Annotated in this window: 13 protein-coding genes and 1 pseudogene; 6 read left to right on the top strand and 8 right to left on the bottom strand. The window is 48.7% G+C overall.

The window, feature by feature from the left end; all coding sequences use genetic code 11:
• Positions 1–177: 177 nt before the first annotated feature.
• Genes OCV81_RS10925 through OCV81_RS10915 form a run of 3 tightly spaced genes read right to left on the bottom strand, consistent with a single transcriptional unit; the run spans position 178 to position 5,525 of the window.
• Positions 178–2,580 carry a transglycosylase domain-containing protein gene (locus tag OCV81_RS10925; protein WP_148330037.1) on the bottom strand — a complete coding sequence of 801 codons (2,403 nt, stop codon included), beginning with the start codon at positions 2,578–2,580 and terminating at the stop codon, positions 178–180.
• Positions 2,577–3,374, bottom strand: coding sequence for an NAD(+) diphosphatase (nudC, locus tag OCV81_RS10920; protein ID WP_148330036.1), 798 nt, complete (start codon positions 3,372–3,374; stop codon positions 2,577–2,579). The genes OCV81_RS10925 and nudC overlap by 4 nt, the downstream gene beginning before the upstream one ends.
• A gap of 12 nt (positions 3,375–3,386) precedes the next feature.
• Positions 3,387–5,525, bottom strand: coding sequence for a Tex family protein (locus OCV81_RS10915; protein ID WP_148330035.1), 2,139 nt, complete (start codon positions 5,523–5,525; stop codon positions 3,387–3,389).
• A 211-nt stretch (positions 5,526–5,736) separates the two neighbouring features.
• Between OCV81_RS10915 and OCV81_RS10910 the strand changes: the two genes are divergently transcribed.
• From OCV81_RS10910 to OCV81_RS10890, 5 genes are all read left to right on the top strand, one after another.
• Positions 5,737–7,434 (top strand): bifunctional metallophosphatase/5'-nucleotidase, encoded by a 1,698-nt coding sequence (locus tag OCV81_RS10910; RefSeq protein ID WP_262640333.1) that lies wholly within the window; start codon positions 5,737–5,739, stop codon positions 7,432–7,434.
• Between the two features lie 24 nt (positions 7,435–7,458).
• Positions 7,459–7,800: a hypothetical protein gene (locus OCV81_RS10905; protein ID WP_148330033.1), complete on the top strand. Its 342-nt coding sequence runs from the start codon at positions 7,459–7,461 to the stop codon at positions 7,798–7,800.
• A 49-nt stretch (positions 7,801–7,849) separates the two neighbouring features.
• A complete protein-coding gene (locus tag OCV81_RS10900; RefSeq protein ID WP_148330032.1) occupies positions 7,850–10,156 on the top strand; it encodes a TonB-dependent receptor in 2,307 nt (768 codons plus the stop codon).
• Positions 10,157–10,292: 136 nt separating this feature from the next.
• Positions 10,293–11,579, top strand: a complete 1,287-nt coding sequence (locus OCV81_RS10895; RefSeq protein ID WP_148330031.1) for a M64 family metallopeptidase — start codon at positions 10,293–10,295, stop codon at positions 11,577–11,579.
• 20 nt (positions 11,580–11,599) lie between these two features.
• The gene (locus OCV81_RS10890) at positions 11,600–12,136 is read left to right on the top strand and encodes a GNAT family N-acetyltransferase (RefSeq protein WP_148330030.1); all 537 of its coding nucleotides are present in this window, start codon (positions 11,600–11,602) and stop codon (positions 12,134–12,136) included.
• Between the two features lie 69 nt (positions 12,137–12,205).
• Here the strand turns inward: OCV81_RS10890 and OCV81_RS10885 are convergent, their stop codons facing one another.
• From OCV81_RS10885 to OCV81_RS10870, 4 genes are all read right to left on the bottom strand, one after another.
• Complete coding sequence (locus tag OCV81_RS10885) at positions 12,206–13,591, bottom strand: efflux transporter outer membrane subunit (RefSeq protein ID WP_262640331.1); 1,386 nt, start codon at positions 13,589–13,591, stop codon at positions 12,206–12,208.
• 17 nt (positions 13,592–13,608) lie between these two features.
• Positions 13,609–16,713 carry an efflux RND transporter permease subunit gene (locus tag OCV81_RS10880; RefSeq protein WP_148330029.1) on the bottom strand — a complete coding sequence of 1,035 codons (3,105 nt, stop codon included), beginning with the start codon at positions 16,711–16,713 and terminating at the stop codon, positions 13,609–13,611.
• A 21-nt stretch (positions 16,714–16,734) separates the two neighbouring features.
• On the bottom strand, positions 16,735–17,931 hold the full coding sequence (locus tag OCV81_RS10875; RefSeq protein WP_148330028.1) for an efflux RND transporter periplasmic adaptor subunit: 1,197 nt from the start codon (positions 17,929–17,931) through the stop codon (positions 16,735–16,737).
• Positions 17,932–18,110: 179 nt separating this feature from the next.
• The gene (locus OCV81_RS10870; RefSeq protein ID WP_148330027.1) at positions 18,111–18,416 is read right to left on the bottom strand and encodes a nitrous oxide-stimulated promoter family protein; all 306 of its coding nucleotides are present in this window, start codon (positions 18,414–18,416) and stop codon (positions 18,111–18,113) included.
• 84 nt (positions 18,417–18,500) lie between these two features.
• Here OCV81_RS10870 and OCV81_RS10865 point away from each other — a divergent pair, with 84 nt between their 5' ends.
• Positions 18,501–19,886: a threonine/serine exporter family protein gene (locus OCV81_RS10865; protein WP_072541856.1), complete on the top strand. Its 1,386-nt coding sequence runs from the start codon at positions 18,501–18,503 to the stop codon at positions 19,884–19,886.
• 23 nt (positions 19,887–19,909) lie between these two features.
• On the opposite strand, the pseudogene OCV81_RS10860 reads toward OCV81_RS10865, so the two are convergent.
• Positions 19,910–20,124, bottom strand: a pseudogene (locus OCV81_RS10860) (hypothetical protein); the annotation flags it as partial.

Genomic DNA, 20,124 nt, shown 5'->3' with positions numbered 1-20,124 from the left:
ATTTTTGCATACTTAAAGGCTGTTTTGTAGGTCGTTAAAAAACGCAAGTACGTCTTGTGAAAAATGTACTTGCGTTTCAAGTCAAGCGTAAGTGCGTTTCAGGTAAGATATCGAAGTGTTTTCGATTAAACGCACTTATGTTTTTGGGTAAGTTGTAATTCGTTGATTATTAGTGTGCTATTCGCTTGTTGACAAATCCTCTTCCGTTTCAAACCGCAGGGAATCTCTCAAGGCTATGTAGATGGAATCACTGTCGCTATAATGTGGATAATAATCGTTGCAGTCCCACGAGCGGTCTAGTTTTTCTTTCGGTTGCGGGAACTTTGCTACATAGAGTGGGGCCAGCTTGGGGTCGGCCAACACTTTTTCCATGAAGTAGCCGAACACCGGAAGTGCCGTGCGGCTGCCTTGTCCCAGTTCTCCTGTGCGGAAATGGATGCTGCGGTATTCTCCGCCTACCCAGGCACCTCCCACCAAGTTGGGGCTGACGCCCACGAACCAGGCATCGGAGTGGTTGGACGAAGTACCGGTCTTCCCGCCGAATTCCGTCCCTTTGTCAAAGATACGGAAACGCCAGAGAGCCTGTGAAGTACCTCTCGGACAAGTCAGTCCTCCTCTCAGCATCTGTTGCATGAGGTAAGCACTGGCGTAGGGGATAGCCTGCGTTTTTTCCGGTTCTTCTTCGTAAATGACGTGTCCGTCTTTGTCTTCCACCCGGGTGATGAGTATCGGGCGGATGGCTTCTCCGTCGTTGACTACCGTGCCATAAGCAGAAACCAGTTCCAGCAGCGACACATCGGAAGCGCCCAGACTCAGTGCTGGAGTCTCTTCCAGTTGGGTGCGGATACCCATTTTGCGGGCAGTAGTGGCTATTTGATGAATACCCACTTCGTGAGCCACATTGGCCGCGATGGTATTAACCGACTGGGCAAACGCCATTTTCAGCGACATGGTATCGAGTGTGGCACCTCCGTTGGCATTGTGCGGCATCCAGAGTTTCTTCTCTCCGTTTTCTTCCACTTCCCACGGTATGTTTTCGTCTACGCGTAAATCGCAGGGGGAAAGTCCCTGGTTCATAGCCTCTGTATAGACAAACAATTTGAAGGTGGAACCCGGTTGGCGTCGGGAAAGCACCTTGTCGTATTTCCATGATTGGAAATTGATGTCGCCTACCCAGGCTTTTACTTCTCCGGTATGCGGGGCGATGGCCACGAAACCGCAGTGCATGAAGCGTTCCATGTAGCGGATGGAGTCCATGGTGCTAAAGGTCGTATCCTTTTGTCCCAGTTGGTAGTCGAACACCTTGCAACGATGAGGCTGGTTCAGGTAATAGAAAATGGAGTCGGTCTGGCTGCCGTATTTGTGCGACAGATATTGGTAGGCCGGTGTCTTTTCGGCCAAATCCTCGATAAAGTGTGGAATTTCTTCCCCGCTTCGGTCTCTCCATGGAGCTTGTGTGCCCCAGTGCGCATCGAATTTTTTCTGTACTTCCTGCATCTGCCGGTCGACGGCCTCTTCCGCATAACGCTGCATCCGGCTGTCGATGGTGGTATAGATTTTCAGTCCGTCTCCATATAGGTCGATGTCATTCTCCTTGCACCAGCTTTTCAGTTCGTTGGCCACAGCTTCGCGGAAGTAGAGAGCCAGTCCGGTGTTGTAGCTTTCCTGCCGGAATTTCAAGATTGTGGGCAACTGCCGGATAGAGTCAAGCTGGTGTTTGTTCAGAAAATGGTGTTCGTACAGTTTGCCCAACACCACATTCCGTCGCGAAAGACTGTTTTTCGGATTGATACGGGGGTTGTAATAAGTGGTGGCTTTCAGCAATCCAATTAGGGTCGCCGCTTGTTCCACGGTGATTTTGTCGGGTGTGGTATTAAAATAGGTATGGCAGGCCGTTTTGATACCGAAAGCGTTGCTGCCGAAGTCCACGGTATTGAAATACATGGTCAGGATGTCTTCCTTGCTGTACAGCATCTCAATCTTGACGGCAGTGACCCATTCCTTGGCTTTCATGATGAGCAGTTTTACGCCGGGGATATAGCCCAAAAGTCCTGTAGAATACTGTGAGCGGACTTTGAACAGGTTTTTCACCAGCTGCTGGGTGATGGTGCTGGCACCTCGCGCTTCCCCGTGGGCAATATAGTCTTTTGCGGCTGCGAAGACTCCTTCGAAGTCGATACCGAAATGCTTGTAGAAACGTTCGTCTTCCGTATAGACCAGTGTCTTGACCAGAATGGAAGAGATATCTTTGTATTCCACCGGTGTACGGTTCTCTGAATAGAATTTTCCAATCAGCTTCCCGTCGGCACTGTAGATTTCCGACGCAATGTGCTGTATCGGTTCCTTGATGTTGAACATGCTGGGTGATTTGCCGAACAGCCACAGGAAATTGAGGTCAATCATAATCAGCAGCATAATCAGCGAACAGATACCTGTCAGGATGGCCATGCCGGTACGTCCATACCACGGCAATTTACGGAAAGTACGTGTATACCATTGGATGGCTTGTTTTCCCGCCTTGAGAATGCGGTGGACTGTTTTTCCTAAGAATTGAGTAAGGTAAAGGATGTATTTTTTCATATTTCGTTGTTTAACCATGCATCAATCAGTTTTCGGGCAATGCTCAGTTTCTTGGGTATTTCGGGCAGGTGGTCGCGGCTGTAGAAGTCGCCTGCACTTAACTCTTCGTCTTGCAGTTTGATGGTGCCGCTCTCATATTCCGCATAATAGCCTACCATGATGCCGCTGGGGTAAGGCCAGGGCTGACTGCCGAAATAGGTCAGGTTCTTGATGCGGATGCCTGTTTCTTCCCTCACTTCGCGGAGAACGCATTCTTCCAGGGTTTCTCCCGGTTCCAGAAAACCGGCCACCAGGCCTTTGAATGTACCCCGGAAATTACGGGCGTGAACCAACAATATGCTGTCTCCTTTCTTAATCAGTACGATGACAGCCGGAGAGATGCGCGGATAGATTTCCAGTCCGCAGTGAGGACAGCGTTTGGTGATGGGCCCTGTCTGTTCCGTGGGCGTACCGCAGGCCGGACAGAAACGGCTTTGTTTGTCCCAGGTCAATATTTGGGAAGCCTTTCCGGCACACTGGTATTCTTCCAGCGGGAGGATGTCATAAGACGCCCGTAAGTCGGTCGGAATAAAGGAATCCTCCTTTCCGTTCAGCTCCTCAAGGGGGAGGGCGTACGCCTTGGCCGGGTGTCCCTGGATTTCTCCGATGGCATGTATCGTCGTATCGGCAGTGACTCTTACCGGAGGTTCGGTGGCATAAGGAATGTGAAACCTGTCACCTTCCTTTACGACCAAAAGCTGCTGGCCTTGACAGAAAATAAACCAGCCGCACAGTTCTTTATTATCTTGTTTCATGTTGTTGTGTACTTATTTGTTTAATCCTTTCATGGTGAGCTGGATGCGTTTTCGTTCACGGTCGATGCTCAGCACTTTTACCCGTACATGCTGGTGGATGCGAACCACTTCGGTCGGGTCGCTGACAAAACGGTCGGCCAGTTGAGAAACATGCACCAACCCGTTTTCCTTGATACCGATATCGACGAAACAGCCGAAGTTGGTGATGTTGGTCACGATGCCGGGCAGTTCCATGCCTTCCTGTAAGTCGTCCAGCGTGCGTACATTTTTGTCGAATTCAAATACCTGGATTTTCTGGCGTGGGTCTCGGCCGGGCTTGTCCAGTTCCTGAAGAATATCTGTCAGGGTAGGGAGGCCCACGGTATCGGTGATGTATTTCTTCAAGTCAATTTTGCTGTGCAGCTCCTTGTCCTTCATCAGGTCGTTCACACTGCAATGCAAATCCTTTGCCATCTGTTCCACGATGGGGTAGCTTTCCGGATGTACCGCCGAATTGTCCAGTGGGTTGGGGGCCTGTGGAATGCGGAGGAATCCGGCGCACTGTTCGTAGGCCTTTGCTCCCATTCTCGGAACCTTGAGCAGTTGCTTGCGGGATTCGAACGGGCCGTTTGCCGTGCGGTAGTCTACGATGTTCTGTGCCAGTGTGGGGCCTAAACCGGACACATACGTCAGCAAGTGCTTGCTGGCCGTATTGACATTCACACCTACCAGATTGACACAGCTTTCCACTGTATGGTCGAGGGCCGCCTTCAGTTTGGTCTGGTCTACGTCGTGCTGGTACTGTCCCACTCCGATGGATTTGGCATCAATCTTGACCAGTTCGGCCAGCGGGTCCATCAGGCGGCGGCCGATGGAGACGGCACCACGGACTGTGACATCGTAGTTCGGAAATTCTTCGCGGGCTGTTTTCGACGCCGAATAAATGGAAGCTCCGTCTTCACTGACCACGAATACCTGTGCTTCCCGGTCGTAGCGCTGACTGGTGACAAACTGTTCCGTTTCGCGGCTGGCCGTACCGTTTCCAATGGCGATGGCTTCAATTTTATATTGTTCCACCAGTTTCACGAGCTTGCGTGCAGCCTGTGCATATTCCGATTTGGGAGGGTGGGGATAAATGGCTTCGTTGTGCAGAAGTGTACCTTGGGCATCCAGACAGACCACTTTGCAGCCGGTACGGAATCCGGGGTCGATACCCATGACCCGTTTTTGTCCCAACGGAGGGGCCAGCAGCAACTGACGGAGATTCTCTGCAAATACACGAATGGCCTCTTCGTCGGCTTTTTCCTTGCTGAGGGCTGCAAATTCAGTCTCGATGGCAGGTTTCAGCAGCCGTTTATAGGCATCGGATACCGCTTCCTCCACTTGACGGCCACATTCATTGTTCGTCCGTACGAATAGCCTTTGCAGTCGGTCGTGGCAGCTTTCTTCGTCTTCCGGGAAGATGGACACCTTCAACACGCCTTCTGCTTCTCCGCGGCGGAGCGCCAGCAGGCGATGGGAAGAGCATTTTTTGAGCGGTTCACTGAAATCAAAATAGTCACGGTACTTGGCGGAGGCTTCTTCCGATTCTTTTCCTTTCACCACTTTGGCTTGGATAATCGCCTGTCGCTGGAACTGGTTGCGCATCAGGTGGCGCGAACGTTCGTCTTCACTGACTTGTTCGGCCAGGATGTCGCGGGCCCCTTTCAGGGCATCTTCCTCGTCTCTCACGTCGCCTTTCACAAAAGTACGCACTTTGGTGCTGAGGTTGTTTTCTTTCTGCATCATCAGCAGCAGGGCCAGCGGTTCCAGTCCTTTGGCCCGTGCGGCCTCTGCCCTGGTTTTCCGTTTGGGCTTGAAAGGAAGGTAAATGTCTTCCAGTTCAGTCGCGTTCCAGCAGGCGGTGATGCGCGCTTTCAGTTCCGGTGTCAGTTTCCCTTGTTCCTCAATGGTGGAAAGTACGGTCTCTTTCCGCTTGGACAGGTCACACAGTTTTTCATATCTTGTTTGAATGTCTCCTATCTGTACTTCATCCAACCCTCCGGTAGCTTCTTTCCGGTAGCGGCTGATAAATGGAATGGTAGCTCCTCCCTGGAGCAGCTTGAGTGTGTGGGCGATGCGATGTTCCGGCAGTTTAAGCTCGGCGGCAATCATCCGACTGAAATCTTCCATGTAAAATGTGGTTGAGTTATATTGTTTGCAAAAGTAGTGAAAAAATGGGAAAATCGTAGTGTGGAACGGCCTTTCGTTTTTTAGTATTTTAGGAAGTATTCTGGTGGAATATCGGGAAGTTCTCGTATCTTTGCAACAGTTATGACCAATGTCAGATAAAATGAAGACTAGACCAATCTATTTTATTATTAGCCTGATCACTTTGTGGGGCATGAGTCACTTGCAGTTGTGTGCAGCCGACAGTCAGACCGTGACACTGAAATTTTTGGAAACCAGTGATGTGCATGGTTGTTATTTTCCTTATGATTTTATTCAGAATAAACAGATGAAGGGCAGCCTGGCTCGTGTGTTTTCCTACGTGAAGGAGCAGCGGGAACAATACGGGCAGAATGTCATCCTGATGGATAACGGTGATATTCTTCAGGGACAGCCGGTGGCCTATTACTATAATTATATGGATACTACCTCGGTGCATGTATGCGCCGCCATGTTGAACTATATGCGTTACGATGTGGGCAACATGGGTAACCATGATGTGGAAACTGGGCACGCCGTGTACGACCGTTGGGTGAAACAGTGTGAGTTTCCGGTGTTGGGTGCCAACATTATCGATGTTAAGACAGGTCGTCCGTATCTGAAGCCTTATCAGGTGATGGAACGGGACGGGGTGAAGATTGCCATCCTCGGCATGATTACTCCGGCCATACCTTCCTGGCTGCCCGAACAGCTGTGGAGCGGGTTGCGTTTTGAAAGCATGAGGGCTTGTGCGGAAAAATGGGTAAAGGAAATCCAGGAAAAGGAACATCCGGACATCCTGATTGGTTTGTTCCATGCGGGACCGGAAGGAAACCGTTTGGACAATGCCATTGAAAATGAATCGGCCGAAGTGGCTAAAAACGTACCAGGGTTTGACGTGATTTTCATGGGACATGACCATACCCGCTGGAATGAAAGGGTGGCCAATGTGAAAGGCGATTCTGTGCTGTTGATAGACCCGGCCAATACGGCAAAAGTGCTTTCAGAGGTAACCTTTACGGTGCAGAAGCAGGATGGAAAAGTGGTCTCCAAACAAGTGGAAGGTAAGCTGGTGAATATGAATGCGTATGCAGTGGATTCAGATTTCATGAATACATTCCAGGAGCAGTATGAGACTACCTTGAATTTTGTTTCGCGGAAAATCGGACGGATAGAACATACTATTTCTTCGAAGGATGCCTTCTTTGGTCCTTCTGCCTTTATCGACCTGATTCATCAGTTGCAGCTGGATATTACCGGGGCAGATATTTCTTTCTGTGCCCCGCTGTCGGCTTATGCGGAAATCCAGAAAGGAGATATCTGTGTGAGCGACATGTTCAACTTGTATAAGTTTGAGAACATGCTGTATACCATGTTGCTTTCCGGAAAAGAGGTGAAGAACTTCCTGGAAATGTCGTACGATCTCTGGGTGAACCAGATGAAATCGGCTGATGACCATTTGTTGCTGCTGAACGAGAAGGACAATGGATTCGGGCGTTTCCGGAATCCCAGCTTCAACTTTGATTCTGCGGCAGGCATTATTTATACGGTGGATGTGACTAAACCGCGTGGCGAAAGAATTACCATCGAGCGTATGGCCGACGGAAAGCCTTTTGATTTGGATAAGCAATACAAGGTGGCAGTCAATTCTTACCGTGGAAACGGGGGAGGTGATTTGCTGACCAAAGGGGCGGGTATTCCCAAAGCAGAACTGTCAAAGCGCATTATTTTCTCTACCGATAAGGATTTGCGTTATTACTTGATGAAACGGATTGAGGAAGTTAAGGTGCTGGATCCGAAGCCGCTGAACCAGTGGAAGTTTATTCCGGAAGAATGGACCGTTCCGGCAGCACGGCGCGATTACAAGCTTTTGTTTGGAACTGATAAAAATTAATATTCATAATTAATCGATAGGGAAATGTATAGAGGTCTCCGCAGGTATCTACGGACAGTGGCATGTGGACTGGCAATCTTGTTTGCCTCCTATTATGCCACCACGGCCCTGTTTGCCCATGTGCATGTGGTGAACGGGGTGATACTTGTGCACTCGCATCCTTTTACGAAATCCCACTCTCATAATGCCGGCCAGGCGCTGGCCCTTCATTTTCTTTCCGGTTTTCACTCTCTGGAAGCAGGGCAGACAGACTTGGAACTTCCGAATCTGTATGTGCTTTATTCATTGGTGGAAAAACTGGAAATCTCTCCTGTCGTGTCTTCTTATGCGGCAGGAATTTATCTCCGTGCTCCTCCCATACGATAGTTCTATTGGAGATTTGAAGAACTTAGTATGAATATTTTAGGAGCAATTAATGAAAAAATATATCAATTTGTGGATGGGAGTGGTATGCACTCTCGTCAGCTATGCGTATGCTTACGCAGAAGGTCCCGTCAAAGAGGGAAATGCCATTGTGGGGCATGTGATTGAAAAGGGTTCGGAGGCAGGTTTGCCTTATGCGGCCGTGTTGGTAGTGGAAACCGGTGAAGGTACCGTGACAGACGGAGAAGGTTATTTCCGTTTCAAGAAAGTTCCGGAAGGAGAATATTCCGTGAAGGTGCAGATAATGGGTTATGCCACGCAGATAAAGAAGGTGACGGTCAGCAAGGATTTCGTGGTCGACATGCATTTTGTCATGGAAGAAGAATCCATTATGACGGATGAGGTGGTGGTTTCGGCCAACCGGAATGAAACCAGCCGGAAAGTGGCTCCGGTGGTGGTCAATGTGATGAACAACAAACTGTTTGAGATTGTCAACTCGACCAACCTGGCTAAATCATTGAGTTATCAGTCGGGATTGCGGGTAGAAAACAATTGTCAGAATTGCGGTTTCCCTCAGGTGCGTATCAATGGGCTGGAGGGACCTTATTCACAGATTCTGATTAACAGTCGTCCGGTGATGAGTGCGTTGTCGGGGGTGTATGGACTGGAACAGATACCGACCAACATGATTGAGCGGGTGGAAGTGGTACGTGGCGGAGGTTCTGCCTTGTTCGGGGCCAATGCCGTGGGAGGTACCATCAACATCATTACCAAAGATCCGGTACGCAATTCGTTTCAGGTGGCTTCTACGATGTCGAACCTGAACGGAAAGGTATGGGAGCAATACATGGGAGCCAATGCCTCACTCGTTTCGTCCGATAACTCGTACGGTATTGCGCTGTATCAGTCGTACCGTAACCGTAATCCGTATGATGCGGATGGAGACGGGTTCTCTGAATTGGGAAAACTTAATATGAATACTTTCGGGTTGCGGGCTTATTATCGTCCCACTCAGTTCAGCCGCATCAGTCTGGAATATCACACGACGAACGAGTTCCGTCGTGGCGGTAATAAGTTCGATTTGCAGCCGCACGAAACGGACATCACGGAGCAGACCAAGCACATCATCAACAGTGGAGGTTTGACGTACGATGTGTTTTTCAACGAATACAAGCATAAACTTTCTATCTATGCTTCGGCTCAGCATATCGACCGCAACAGTTATTATGGGGCAGAGGAGGCTTTGAATGCATACGGAAAAACTAAGGACTTGACAGCCGTGGGAGGAGCCATGTATGTGGGCAATATGGATAACTGTCTGTTTTCTCCGGCTACTTTTACGGGAGGAGTGGAATATCAGTATAATTCCTTGCACGATGTGATGACGGGTTACCAGCGTGACTTGCGGCAGGATGTCAAGATTGCCAGTGGATTTGTGCAGAATGAATGGAAACTGGACTATTTCACGATTCTGGCCGGATTCCGGTTGGACAAGCATAATTTGGTAGACAAGGTGATTTTCAGTCCGCGCGTCAATGCGCTTTGGAAACCTTCCGACAAGCTTCAGGGACGTTTGACTTGGTCGACAGGTTTCCGTGCCCCTCAGGCTTACGATGAAGATTTGCACGTGGCAGCCGTGGGAGGTGAAGCGATGGAAGTCCGGTTGGCCAAAGGCCTGAAGCCTGAACATTCCAACAGCTTCAGCGGATCGATTGACTGGACAGCCAATTTTGGACATTTCCAGTCGAACCTGCTTATAGAAGGGTTTTACACGGCTTTGAATGATGTGTTCTATTTGGAAAGTATAGGGACAGATCCTGTTTCAGGTACTTCCGTGCAGGAACGCCGGAATGGAAACGGTGCCCGGGTGTATGGAGCCAATATTGACTATAAGATTGCACATGGTAAGGAAGCCCAGTTGCAGTTAGGCTTTACTGTACAGCGCAGCCGTTATACGGAGGCTGTGAGATGGAGTGAGGATGAAGATGTGGCAGCCATCAAGCGTATGCCGCGTACACCGGACTATTACGGATATTTCACCTTCAGTTCTGCACCCTGTAAGAATTTTGATTTCTCTCTTTCGGGCGTCTATACAGGCCGGATGATTGTGCCTCACTTTGCAGGGTATATTGAAAAGGACCGCTTGGAGCGCACGCCCGATTTCATGGACTTCAATCTGAAGTTGAACTATACGTTTGTATTGAACGATCATCTGAAGTTGCAGTTGAACGGAGGGGTACAGAACATCTTCAATGCGTTCCAGAAAGATTTGGACAAGGGAGGAAAGCGTGATTCGAAGTATTTCTATGGTCCTACTCAGCCTCGTACCTACTTTATTGGCATCAAGTTCTTCAATTGATGAACGGATAAAATAGTCTTTTCAGCGGTGTCTTTTGTCAAGGCACCGCTTTTTTTGTATGAAAGCTCGCTTTCTTGTTACAAGAATTGTGTGAAATAAGACAAATCGCTATTTTTGTGGGAAAAATTGAAGATATATGAAAAAGACACTATGGATTCTCACACTTGGATTGTCACTTTGCGGAAATGCTTTCGCACAGAATTTCGATGATTATTTTATTGATAAAACCCTTCGGTTGGATTATATATTTATGGGGAATGCCGACAAGCAGGATATCTGCTTGGATGAGTTGTCTTCGCTTCCTCAGTGGGCGGGCCGACATACACATTTGTCAGAACTTCCGTTGGCGGGAAATGGCGAAATCACCATGAAAGACAAGGCCACGGGAAAGGTTATTTACCGGACTTCTTTTTCCAGTCTGTTTCAGGAATGGCTTGGAGAGCAGGAAGCCAAGGTCGTGACTCGCGGATTTGAGAATACGTTCTTGGTGCCTTATCCCAAACAGCCGGCCGAGATTACCGTGACTTTGAAAGATGTGTACCAAAAGCCCAGTGCGACCTTGACACACGAGGTCAATCCAAAGGATATTCTGATTCACCAGCGGGGCACAGGTAATTTGACGCCTCACCGTTATTTATGGAAAGGTGGTTCTTCAGAGAAATGTATCGATGTGGCCATTATGGCGGAGGGTTATTCGGCAAAGGATGAAGAATTGTTCTACAAGGATGCCGAGATAGCCTGCGAGTCTTTGTTCGATCATGAACCGTTCAAGAAACTGAAAGACCGGTTTAATATTGTGGCTGTTTTCAGTGAGTCGAAAGACAGCGGGGTCAGCATTCCGCGAAACAATGAGTGGAAGACCACGGCAGTCAGCTCGCATTTTGATACCTTCTATTCCGACCGTTACCTGACTACACGGAGTGTGAAAGCCATTCACAACTGGCTGGCGGGTATTCCTTATGAGCATATCATCATCCTGGCCAATACAGATACGTATGGGGGAGGAGGAATCTATAATTCCTATACATTGACTACGGCGCATCATTCCATGTTCCGCCCGGTAGTCGTGCATGAGTTTGGACACAGCTTCGGAGGCTTGGCCGACGAATATGCATACGATGAGGCACCGAGTCCGTTGTATCCTTACAGTGTGGAGCCGTGGGAACCGAATATCACTACACTGGTACACTTTGAGGACAAGTGGAAAGACATGGTAGAACCGGGAACTCCCATTCCGACGAAACCACAGACGGACGAGAAGCTGATTTATACCAAAGTCGGTGTGTATGAAGGAGGCGGTTATACGAAAAAAGGAATTTATCGTCCCACTACGGAATGTCGGATGAAAATCAATGAAGCTCCGGTGTTCTGTCCGGTATGTCAGCGTTCTTTGGAACGTACCATTCGTTTTTACACGGAATAGTCATCTTTAAATTTATAGGTATGCTTCAATTTATTTCCCTTCATACGACGGATCAGGCGTATGTGTTTGTAGAGAATCTGTGGCATGAATCTTTCCCGGAATCGGAGCGGAGAGAGGATGAGCCCCAGCGTGACAATGTAGACCATAACGATGCGTTTACTTGTTATCTGATTGCGGAGGATACGCTTCAGATAGGGTTTATAACCGTATGGACATTGGATGGCTTCTCTTATGTGGAGCACCTGGCTACTTCGCCGTTGGTGCGCAACAAAGGATATGGCCGGAAGATTATGGAAGAACTCCAGAATCAGTTTCCGGGACTCTTGGTTCTAGAGGTAGAGAAACCGGTGGACGAAATGAGCCGACGGCGTATCGGTTTTTATCAGCGATGCGGGTTCCGGCTGTGTGAAAAAGACTATGTACAGCCTCCTTATAGAAAAGGTGGTGAAAGTCTGCCCATGTTTTTGATGTACGCGGGCACAGATGATATTACAGCCGGTTTTGCATCCATCAGGGATGAGATATATGAGAAAGTATATGGCGTAACATCCGTATGAGTAAAGAAAAAATGCGGAAGCTGGGGGGATGATTCCAGTTTCCGCATTTTTTTATGTGTTATATGAGGATTATTCTTTCCAGCCGCCTCCCAAGGCTTTGTAGAGGTTGACCAGCGTAATCTGTTTGTCACGTACGGCGTTGCTCAGGCTGATTTGTGCATCCAGGTATCCACGCTGTGCATCCAGCAAATCCATGTATCCGATGACTCCATTGATGTATTGCAGCTGGGCCAGATCCAGTGTGATTTTGGACGACTGTTCCAAGCGCAGGCGGGTTTCGTAGATTTCTTTCACCTTATTATATTCTGCAATGGCATTGTAGGCATCTTTGAAAGCGTTCAATACGGCTTTTTCGTATGCGTATGCAGCTTGTTCGCACGCTGCTCTCTTGGCTTTCAGGATAGCGCGGTTTTTGCCCATGGCAAAAAGAGGCTGGAGGATGGTTCCGGCCAACAGGTAGTGAGGTGACTTGAAGATGTGTGAAAGATCTTCATTTTCAGAACCGTGAGTGGCCGTCAAGGTCAGTTTGGGGAACATGTTGGTAAAGGCAATTCCCACTGCAGCATTGGCTGCAATAACGGCCTGTTCAGCTTGGCGTACATCCGGTCGGCGTTCCAGCAAGGAAGAAGGAAGTCCTACGGGAAGTGAAGCGGAATGAACGACATCTTCCGGCAAGGTGGCCCGCTTGATTTCATGAGGATATTCTCCTGCCAGAAATGTAATCTCATTCTGTTTCAACGTGATTTTCCGTTCCAGGTCGGGGACGAGGGTTGCCGTACGGGCCAATTCCACTTGAGCCTGCCGATAAGCAGTTTCGGAAGTCAATCCGCCTTCGTAGCGGATACGTGCCAGGTGCAAGCTTTCCCGGCGGGCATCTACGGTCTTTCTCACGATAGAAAGTTCGTTGTCGAGGGCTACCAGTTCGAAATAAGACTGTGCTACTTGTGCTACCAGGCTCATTCGGAGGGCCCGTTGGTTCTCGATGGAACCCATAAATTCGGCCATGCTCTTGTCTTTTGCCCAACGCAGGTTACCCCACAGGTCAATTTCCCATGTGATTCCCAGTTTGATATCGTACTGGTTGTCTTTTTTATAGTTGTTTCCCCCATAGTCTTCCCCTTCTTCTTCTGCATAGAGCTTCAATCCTAACTGAGGGAAGAGGTTGGCATAATCAATCCGTTTCATGGCAGCCAATTCCTTGACCCTGGCAGCTGCAATCAGCATATCCTTGTTGTAGTCCAGCGTCTTCTGGATGAGCTGTTGGAGGATGGTATCGGTGTACATCTGTTCCCAGGGATAGTCACCGATGGATGTGGAGTCTACGCTGGTGCTGTCAAGGGTGACAGGCAGTTCCATTTTGGGGCGGGTATATTGTTTCCCGATTTTGCAGCCCCCCATCAGAAGGGCTGCTACGGAAATGAGTAAAAGGCGGTATAATTTGTTAGTCGGTTTCATAAGTTACATCTGTAAGTTTACTTTTTCACTTTCATTTTATGAGTGGCTTTGTAAATCATTACAAAGAAGAACGGTACGAGCAGGATACCTACGGTAACTGCCACAATCATTCCAAAGAAGACACCTGTACCGATGGCCTGTCGGCTGGCAGAACCCGGCCCGGTGGCAAGCACCATCGGAAGCATACCGAGGATAAAGGCCAGTGAGGTCATCAGAATCGGACGGAAACGCAGGCTGGCTGCATGGAGAGCCGATTCTACGATGTCGCGTCCCTTGTCCACCTCGTCCTTGGCGAATTCTACAATCAGGATGGCGTTCTTGGCGGCCAGACCAATCAACATAACCAGACCAATCTGGAAGTAGGTATCGTTTTCCAATCCGCAGAGGGTAATACCTGCATAGGCTCCCAACACGGCTACCGGAAGTGAAATCAATACGGCAATGGGGACGGTCCAGCTTTCATAAAGGGCAGCCAGGAACAGGAATACGAACAGGAATACCAGTGCCAGTATAAGTCCGGTTTGTCCGCCAGCCTGCTTTTCCTGGTAGGAAAGACCACTCCATTCCACTCCGATGTTTTCGGGCAGTTTTTCACGGGCAATCTGTTCCAACAGTTCCATCACCTGTCCGGAACTGGCCCCGTTGGCGGTAGTACCTCGAATGATGGAAGTATTGAACATGTTGAAACGTTTGATGCTTCCTGGTCCGGTAGTATAATCCGTGTTGCCCAAAGCTGTCAGCGGAATCATGTTGCCGTCCGAACCGCGTACGAAGAACAAGCCGATGTTGTCACGTTCACGGCGGTAAGGCGCTTCTGCCTGAATGTACACACGGTAGATGCGGTTGAACATGTTGAAGTCGTTCACATATACTGAACCAGTGTATGCTTTCATGGTTGAGAACACATCCGCCATCGGCACTCCAGAGAGTTTTACTTTATCCCGGTCTACATCGAAGTAGAGCTGAGGAATCTCAGCCTGCAGAGAGGAAGAAAGTCCTGTAATCTCTTTTCGTTGGGAGGCATAATACATCAAGGTATCGGTAGCCCGTACCAGGTCGTCGTAAGTGGCGTCACCACGAGCTTCCAGCTGCATCTCGAAACCGCCGGCCGTACCCAGACCCGGAATGACCGGAGGCGTAGAAAGGTAGACCTTACTTTCTGGATAAGTCTCCAGTTCTTTCTGTATTCTGTCCATCACTTCGTCAATAGTCGTATTGTCACGTTCTTTCCATTCCTTCAGGATGACGGTCAGCTGGCTTCTGGCCTGACTGGTTCCTACACGTGGGCTGCTACCAGTTACGTTCTGTACGTATTCCACGGCCGGATCCTTCATGATGAAATCTACAGCCCGGTCGGTCACAGCGCGGGTCCTTTCCAAAGTGGCGGTTTCCGGAAGCTCCAGTTCCACGGTGAAATAACCTTGGTCTTCAACCGGAAGGAAGCTGGTGGGCACCAACCGGTGGAACATATAGATGAAAATCAATACCATTCCGAAACCGACCATTACACGGCGCGGATTCTTGATGACACGCTTGATATAGACAATGTATTTGTTGTTTCCGATGGCCAGCCATTTGTTGATGAAGTGGAACACTCTGTTCTTGGGTTTGTTCGGATCAACCGGGCGCAGGATGAGTGAACACATTACCGGACTCAACGTCAAGGCTACTACCGTAGAAAGAAGCACTGAAACCACAATGGTGACCGTAAATTGACGGTACAGCTGTCCGGTGATACCGGAAAGGAAGCTAACCGGAACGAATACGGCAGCCAGTACCAATGAGGTGGCGATGATGGCACCCACCAGTCCCTCCATGGCTTTCTTGGTAGCTTCATACGGGCTGAGTTTTTCTTCATCCATAATACGCTCCACGTTTTCCACTACCACGATGGCATCGTCCACCACAATACCGATGGCAAGTACCAGTCCCAGCAAGGTCAGGATGTTGAGCGAGAAACCGAATATCAGCATGAAGCCGAAAGTACCAATCAAAGAAATCGGTACGGCTACTACCGGAATCAGTGTGGCACGCCAGTTCTGCAAAGAAAGGAATACCACGACAATCACCAGGAACAAGGCCTCGAACAGCGTTTTGTACACTTCGTGTATGGATTCCGAGATATAATCCGTCATGTCGAACGGGAAGTTGTATTCCATTCCTTCCGGGAAACTCTTGCTGATTTCTTTCATGGCGTCTTTCACGCTCTGGGCCACCTCCATGGCGTTGGCTCCCGGAAGCATGTAAATACCCAGAATGGCTGCGTTTCCGCCGTTGATACCACTTTCCGTGCTGTAGGAAGAAGCTTCCAAAGACACACGGGCCACATCGCGCATACGGATGAGTGAGCCGTCCGGATTGGCACGCAGCACGATTTCCTCAAACTGGGAGGCCGATGACAAACGTCCTTGTGCTGTGATGGGAACGGTGATGTCCACTCCGTTCATGGGTTGCTGTCCGAGCACACCGGCGGCCGATTCACGGTTCTGGTCTTTCAGGGCATTCTGCACATCCTGTACGGTAAGTCCGAAGTTGGCCAGCTTGGCAGGGTCTACCCAGATTTGCATGGCATAGTAACGGCTACCGATATTGGAAATACGTCCTACTCCCGGAATACGGCGGAGCAAATCAAGTACGTTCAACGTGGCGAAGTTACTCAGGTAGATTTCGTCAAACTTCGGGTCGTTGGAAGTCAAGCAGAGAGTCATCAGCTGGCTTGGAGCCTGCTTCTCCACCGAAATACCATTCTGAATCACTTCTGCGGGCAGTCGGGATTCCGCCAGTTTGATACGGTTCTGGATTTCCACGGCTGCCAAGTCTGGGTCGGCAGAGATGTCGAAAGTAACTGTGGCAGAGAAACCTCCGGAGTTGGAACTGCTGGATTCCATGTAAAGCATGCCCGGTGTTCCGTTGAGTTCCTGTTCGATAGGGGTAGCTACTGCCTGCGATACGGTCACGGCACTGGCTCCCGGATAGGAAGCACTGATTTTGACTACGGGGGGAGTAATCTGCGGGTACTGGTCGATAGGCAGCATCATCAGGCCAATGATACCTACGATTACAATCAATATGGAGATGACGGCCGAGAATACGGGCCTGTCAATGAAAAAGCTGACTTTCATGCGTAATTTCGTTTAGGTGGATTATTCTTCCTCTTTTTTCGCTTCGTTTTCAAGTTGGGCGGGGTCTTGCACACGGACCTTCATTCCCGGAGCCAGTTTGTGGAAACCTTCGTACACAATCATTTCTCCGGCAGACAATCCACGTTCCACTACCACGTCGTTTCCGAATTCAGGGCCAAGCTCGATGAAACGTCTTTCCACGGTCGAGTCTTTCCGCATGACGAAAATATGGGCTCCTCCCTTTTCAATAATCAGGGCTTTTTGGGGAACGACGGTGGCATTTTCACGTACGTCGAGCAACACTTTTACTTTGGTGAACTGTCCCGGCAGTAATACATGGTCCGGATTGGCCAGTTCGGCACGTACGGAGAAAGTTCCTGTTTTCGGGTTTACCTGAGGAGCGGCAAAGTCTACCAGTCCTTTGTGTTCATAGACGCTGTTGTCCGGCAAGGTGATGGTGACGGTGGGCTGCCAAGAACGGGTAGAATCTTTCTGTCCGAAAGTCACGTTTCTTTCCTTGCTTTTCAGGTAATCAAGTGCGGTCATGCTGAAGTCTACGAGGATGGTATCGCTCTTTACGATGGTAGCCAACAGGGATTTTCCGCTGCTGCCGACTAATGTACCCAAATCGACGTGACGTTCACTGATTTGTCCGGAGATAGGGGAGCGTACCACTGTGTAGCCCAGTTCCTGTTCGGCCTGTTCCAAGTCGGCCTTACTCATTCCTACACTGGCGACGGCTGTCTCATACGCTGCTACCGCATTGTCCAGGTCCAGTTGGCTGGCTGCGTTCTGTTCGTAAAGCGGGCGGATACGCTCCAGGTCACGTTTGGCTTTCTGTGCCTGTGCTTCATCTTTCTTCAGCTGGGCGCGTACTTTGTCTGCTTTGGCGCGATATTGGTCTTGGTTGATGATGAACAATACCTGATTCCGCTTGACTGAGGTACCCTCTTCAAACAGCATCTGTTCCAGAAATCCTTCTACACGTGCACGTACTTCCACAAACTGCTGCGCACGGACTCGTCCTACATATTCACCGAATATTTGTACGTTCTGCCGGCTGGCAGGCATGACGGAAACAACAGGGATTTCAGCTACGGGTTTCTTTTCTCGGGTAAAAATAAAATAGATGGATAAAATGACTGCGATGCCAATAACCATGTAAATCATTTCCTTTCTTTTTACCTTTAATTCTTTCCTAGTCAAAAAGCGTTTCATAAGTTCAATTTTTTTATAGTTTTAGATGCCATTATCTCTAAAATGGCCGACAAGATTCGTGCCAAAGTTACAAAAATGTTTTATAAGCTGAAAATCAGTAGACTCCCTTCCCTTTCTGATAAGGAAGTATTGGGGAATTTTACAGATTATTGTGGAAAAAATCCACACATTGGGTGTGGTCACCGCTCTCTCCACAAATGTTTGAGGGTCCAGATTGGGTGATGCCAAAGCATGCGGGGACCTGCGTATCGCATGACTTCCTTTATTTTCTGTTTCATTTGCGGGCGGTAGCAGTGGACAGGGCATTGCCGGCAAGTTTTCTTCTGTTCCCCGAAAGGACAATGCGACAATCTCTGGTGGGCATACTCCAATAGCTCTTTGCAGTCTTTGCAGAGGGTAGTATTCCCTTCTTTATGTCTGCAATAGAAGCGAATCATCTGTTCTACGGTCTGTTTCTCTTCTTCTCTCCGTGAAAGTTTATTCATATTAACATGGAACTTCGATTTACAAAGGTACGAATAGAATTGATATTTTTCGTAACTTTGCGCCCGAAATAATCTTTAAACAAAATGATATTAGAGGAACATTTAGAGACGACTGTAAAGGCTCACGATCAGTTGCTGCATCGTAGAGTGGATTTATTGTTGCGTACGGGTAAATTATTGGTAGAGAGTCTGGCCGATACGAACCGTATTGTAAGAAACATGAAACGTACGGCTGCTTACCTTGGCATCCCTGAAGAGAAGCTCCATATCAATGTCAGTTTTACGATGCTGATGGTGAATGTGAGTGACGGAGATTATTCTTTCACCAAGTTTCAGCGGATTGAAGGTCACGGTGTGAATATGACGGCCATTTCGGAGGTGAGCAAACTTTCATGGCGTGCCATTGAGCAGGATTACACGCTGGACCAGTATGAAGAAGAACTGGAGAATATTCGTAAGAAGAAACGTAATTACACTCCCTGGCAGGTGGCTGTCGGTGCAGGTTTTGCGTGTGGCGGATTCTGTATTCAGTTCGGTTGTGACTGGATGGCATTCCTGTATGCTTCCATCGCGGCTATATTGGGTATGCGTCTTCGTCAGATATGTAATGAATCTGGTTTGAACCACTATATGGGTATCGCCATTTCTGCCTTTGTGGCTACCATCATTGCTTGGGCTTCTACTTTGTTGCCGGCTGAATGGACGTCTACTCCCTGGCATCCGTTGCTGGCTTGTGCGCTCTTTATTGTGCCGGGTGTTCCTTTGATTAATTTTGTGGACGATATGCTCGACAATTACATTCAGGTAGGTATTGTACGGGCGGTGAACACCCTTTTGATGGTGGCGGCCATGGCATTCGGTATCGCGTTTGCGGTGAAGCTCTGCCATATCGATAATTTCTTCCCTACCATCAGTATGGTTCCTCATCATAAATATTGGGAATATGCCATTGCAGCGGCTATTTCGGCCATGGGCTTCTCGATGATATTCAATATCCAGCGTCGCCTGTTGTGGGTGGTAGCCATTGGAGGTATCATTGCGGTTTGTACCCGAAATTTTGTAAATTTGGGACCGAGTACCAATAATATCGGTTTGGACATGGGACTTGTTATCGGTTCCTTTTCCGGCTCTGTACTCGTCAGCCTGATTGCCATCAAGGCCGTACACTGGTTCCATGTGCCGAATCACGTGCTGACCATTCCGTCGGTTATTCCGATGATTCCGGGGGTACTGATGTATCGTATGCTGTTTGGATTGATAAATATGAATGTACAATCCATCGATCAGGTTACTCCATTGATGAAAGCCATTGAGAGTGGAGTGAATTCTGGTTTAGTTATTATGTGCATTGCCTTGGGGGTTGCTATTCCTAATATTTTTGGTCGTCGTTTTATTGCGGCATCCAAGAATAAGCGTTTGGCTGCGATATTGAAAGAACGTCGCGCACGTGGTAAGTTTGTGGAATGGTAATTGAAAAGTTCGTTCATCTTATTCTATAAAAGGAGCCGGGAGGCTTCTGACAACAAAGAGGGTGTGTCAAAAAGCATACCCTCTTTTTTTATGACAACGCCCCGACTTTCCCAAGCCGAGGCGTTGTTATTACCTAAAGATTTTGTATCTTTAGGCATAAGCAAAGTAATATGGCAAAGATACATTTTCGTTCTTACAATCCCAATCAAATCGTCCTTTTCCCACAAAGAATAGATGA

It is taken from the genome of Phocaeicola fibrisolvens (assembly GCF_025567125.1).
In the GTDB taxonomy this organism is placed as follows: domain Bacteria; phylum Bacteroidota; class Bacteroidia; order Bacteroidales; family Bacteroidaceae; genus Phocaeicola; species Phocaeicola fibrisolvens.
The sequence above is the reverse complement of the archived record's forward strand: the minus strand, read 5'-3'. Positions and strand labels throughout refer to the sequence as shown.

Coding starts and splice junctions, on each gene's coding strand:
- OCV81_RS10925 (WP_148330037.1), bottom strand. CDS start 2,580: ATGAAAAAATACATCCTTTACCTTACTCAATTCTTAGGAAAAACAGTC.
- nudC (WP_148330036.1), bottom strand. CDS start 3,374: ATGAAACAAGATAATAAAGAACTGTGCGGCTGGTTTATTTTCTGTCAA.
- OCV81_RS10915 (WP_148330035.1), bottom strand. CDS start 5,525: ATGGAAGATTTCAGTCGGATGATTGCCGCCGAGCTTAAACTGCCGGAA.
- OCV81_RS10910 (WP_262640333.1), top strand. CDS start 5,737: ATGAGTCACTTGCAGTTGTGTGCAGCCGACAGTCAGACCGTGACACTG.
- OCV81_RS10905 (WP_148330033.1), top strand. CDS start 7,459: ATGTATAGAGGTCTCCGCAGGTATCTACGGACAGTGGCATGTGGACTG.
- OCV81_RS10900 (WP_148330032.1), top strand. CDS start 7,850: ATGAAAAAATATATCAATTTGTGGATGGGAGTGGTATGCACTCTCGTC.
- OCV81_RS10895 (WP_148330031.1), top strand. CDS start 10,293: ATGAAAAAGACACTATGGATTCTCACACTTGGATTGTCACTTTGCGGA.
- OCV81_RS10890 (WP_148330030.1), top strand. CDS start 11,600: ATGCTTCAATTTATTTCCCTTCATACGACGGATCAGGCGTATGTGTTT.
- OCV81_RS10885 (WP_262640331.1), bottom strand. CDS start 13,591: ATGAAACCGACTAACAAATTATACCGCCTTTTACTCATTTCCGTAGCA.
- OCV81_RS10880 (WP_148330029.1), bottom strand. CDS start 16,713: ATGAAAGTCAGCTTTTTCATTGACAGGCCCGTATTCTCGGCCGTCATC.
- OCV81_RS10875 (WP_148330028.1), bottom strand. CDS start 17,931: ATGAAACGCTTTTTGACTAGGAAAGAATTAAAGGTAAAAAGAAAGGAA.
- OCV81_RS10870 (WP_148330027.1), bottom strand. CDS start 18,416: ATGAATAAACTTTCACGGAGAGAAGAAGAGAAACAGACCGTAGAACAG.
- OCV81_RS10865 (WP_072541856.1), top strand. CDS start 18,501: ATGATATTAGAGGAACATTTAGAGACGACTGTAAAGGCTCACGATCAG.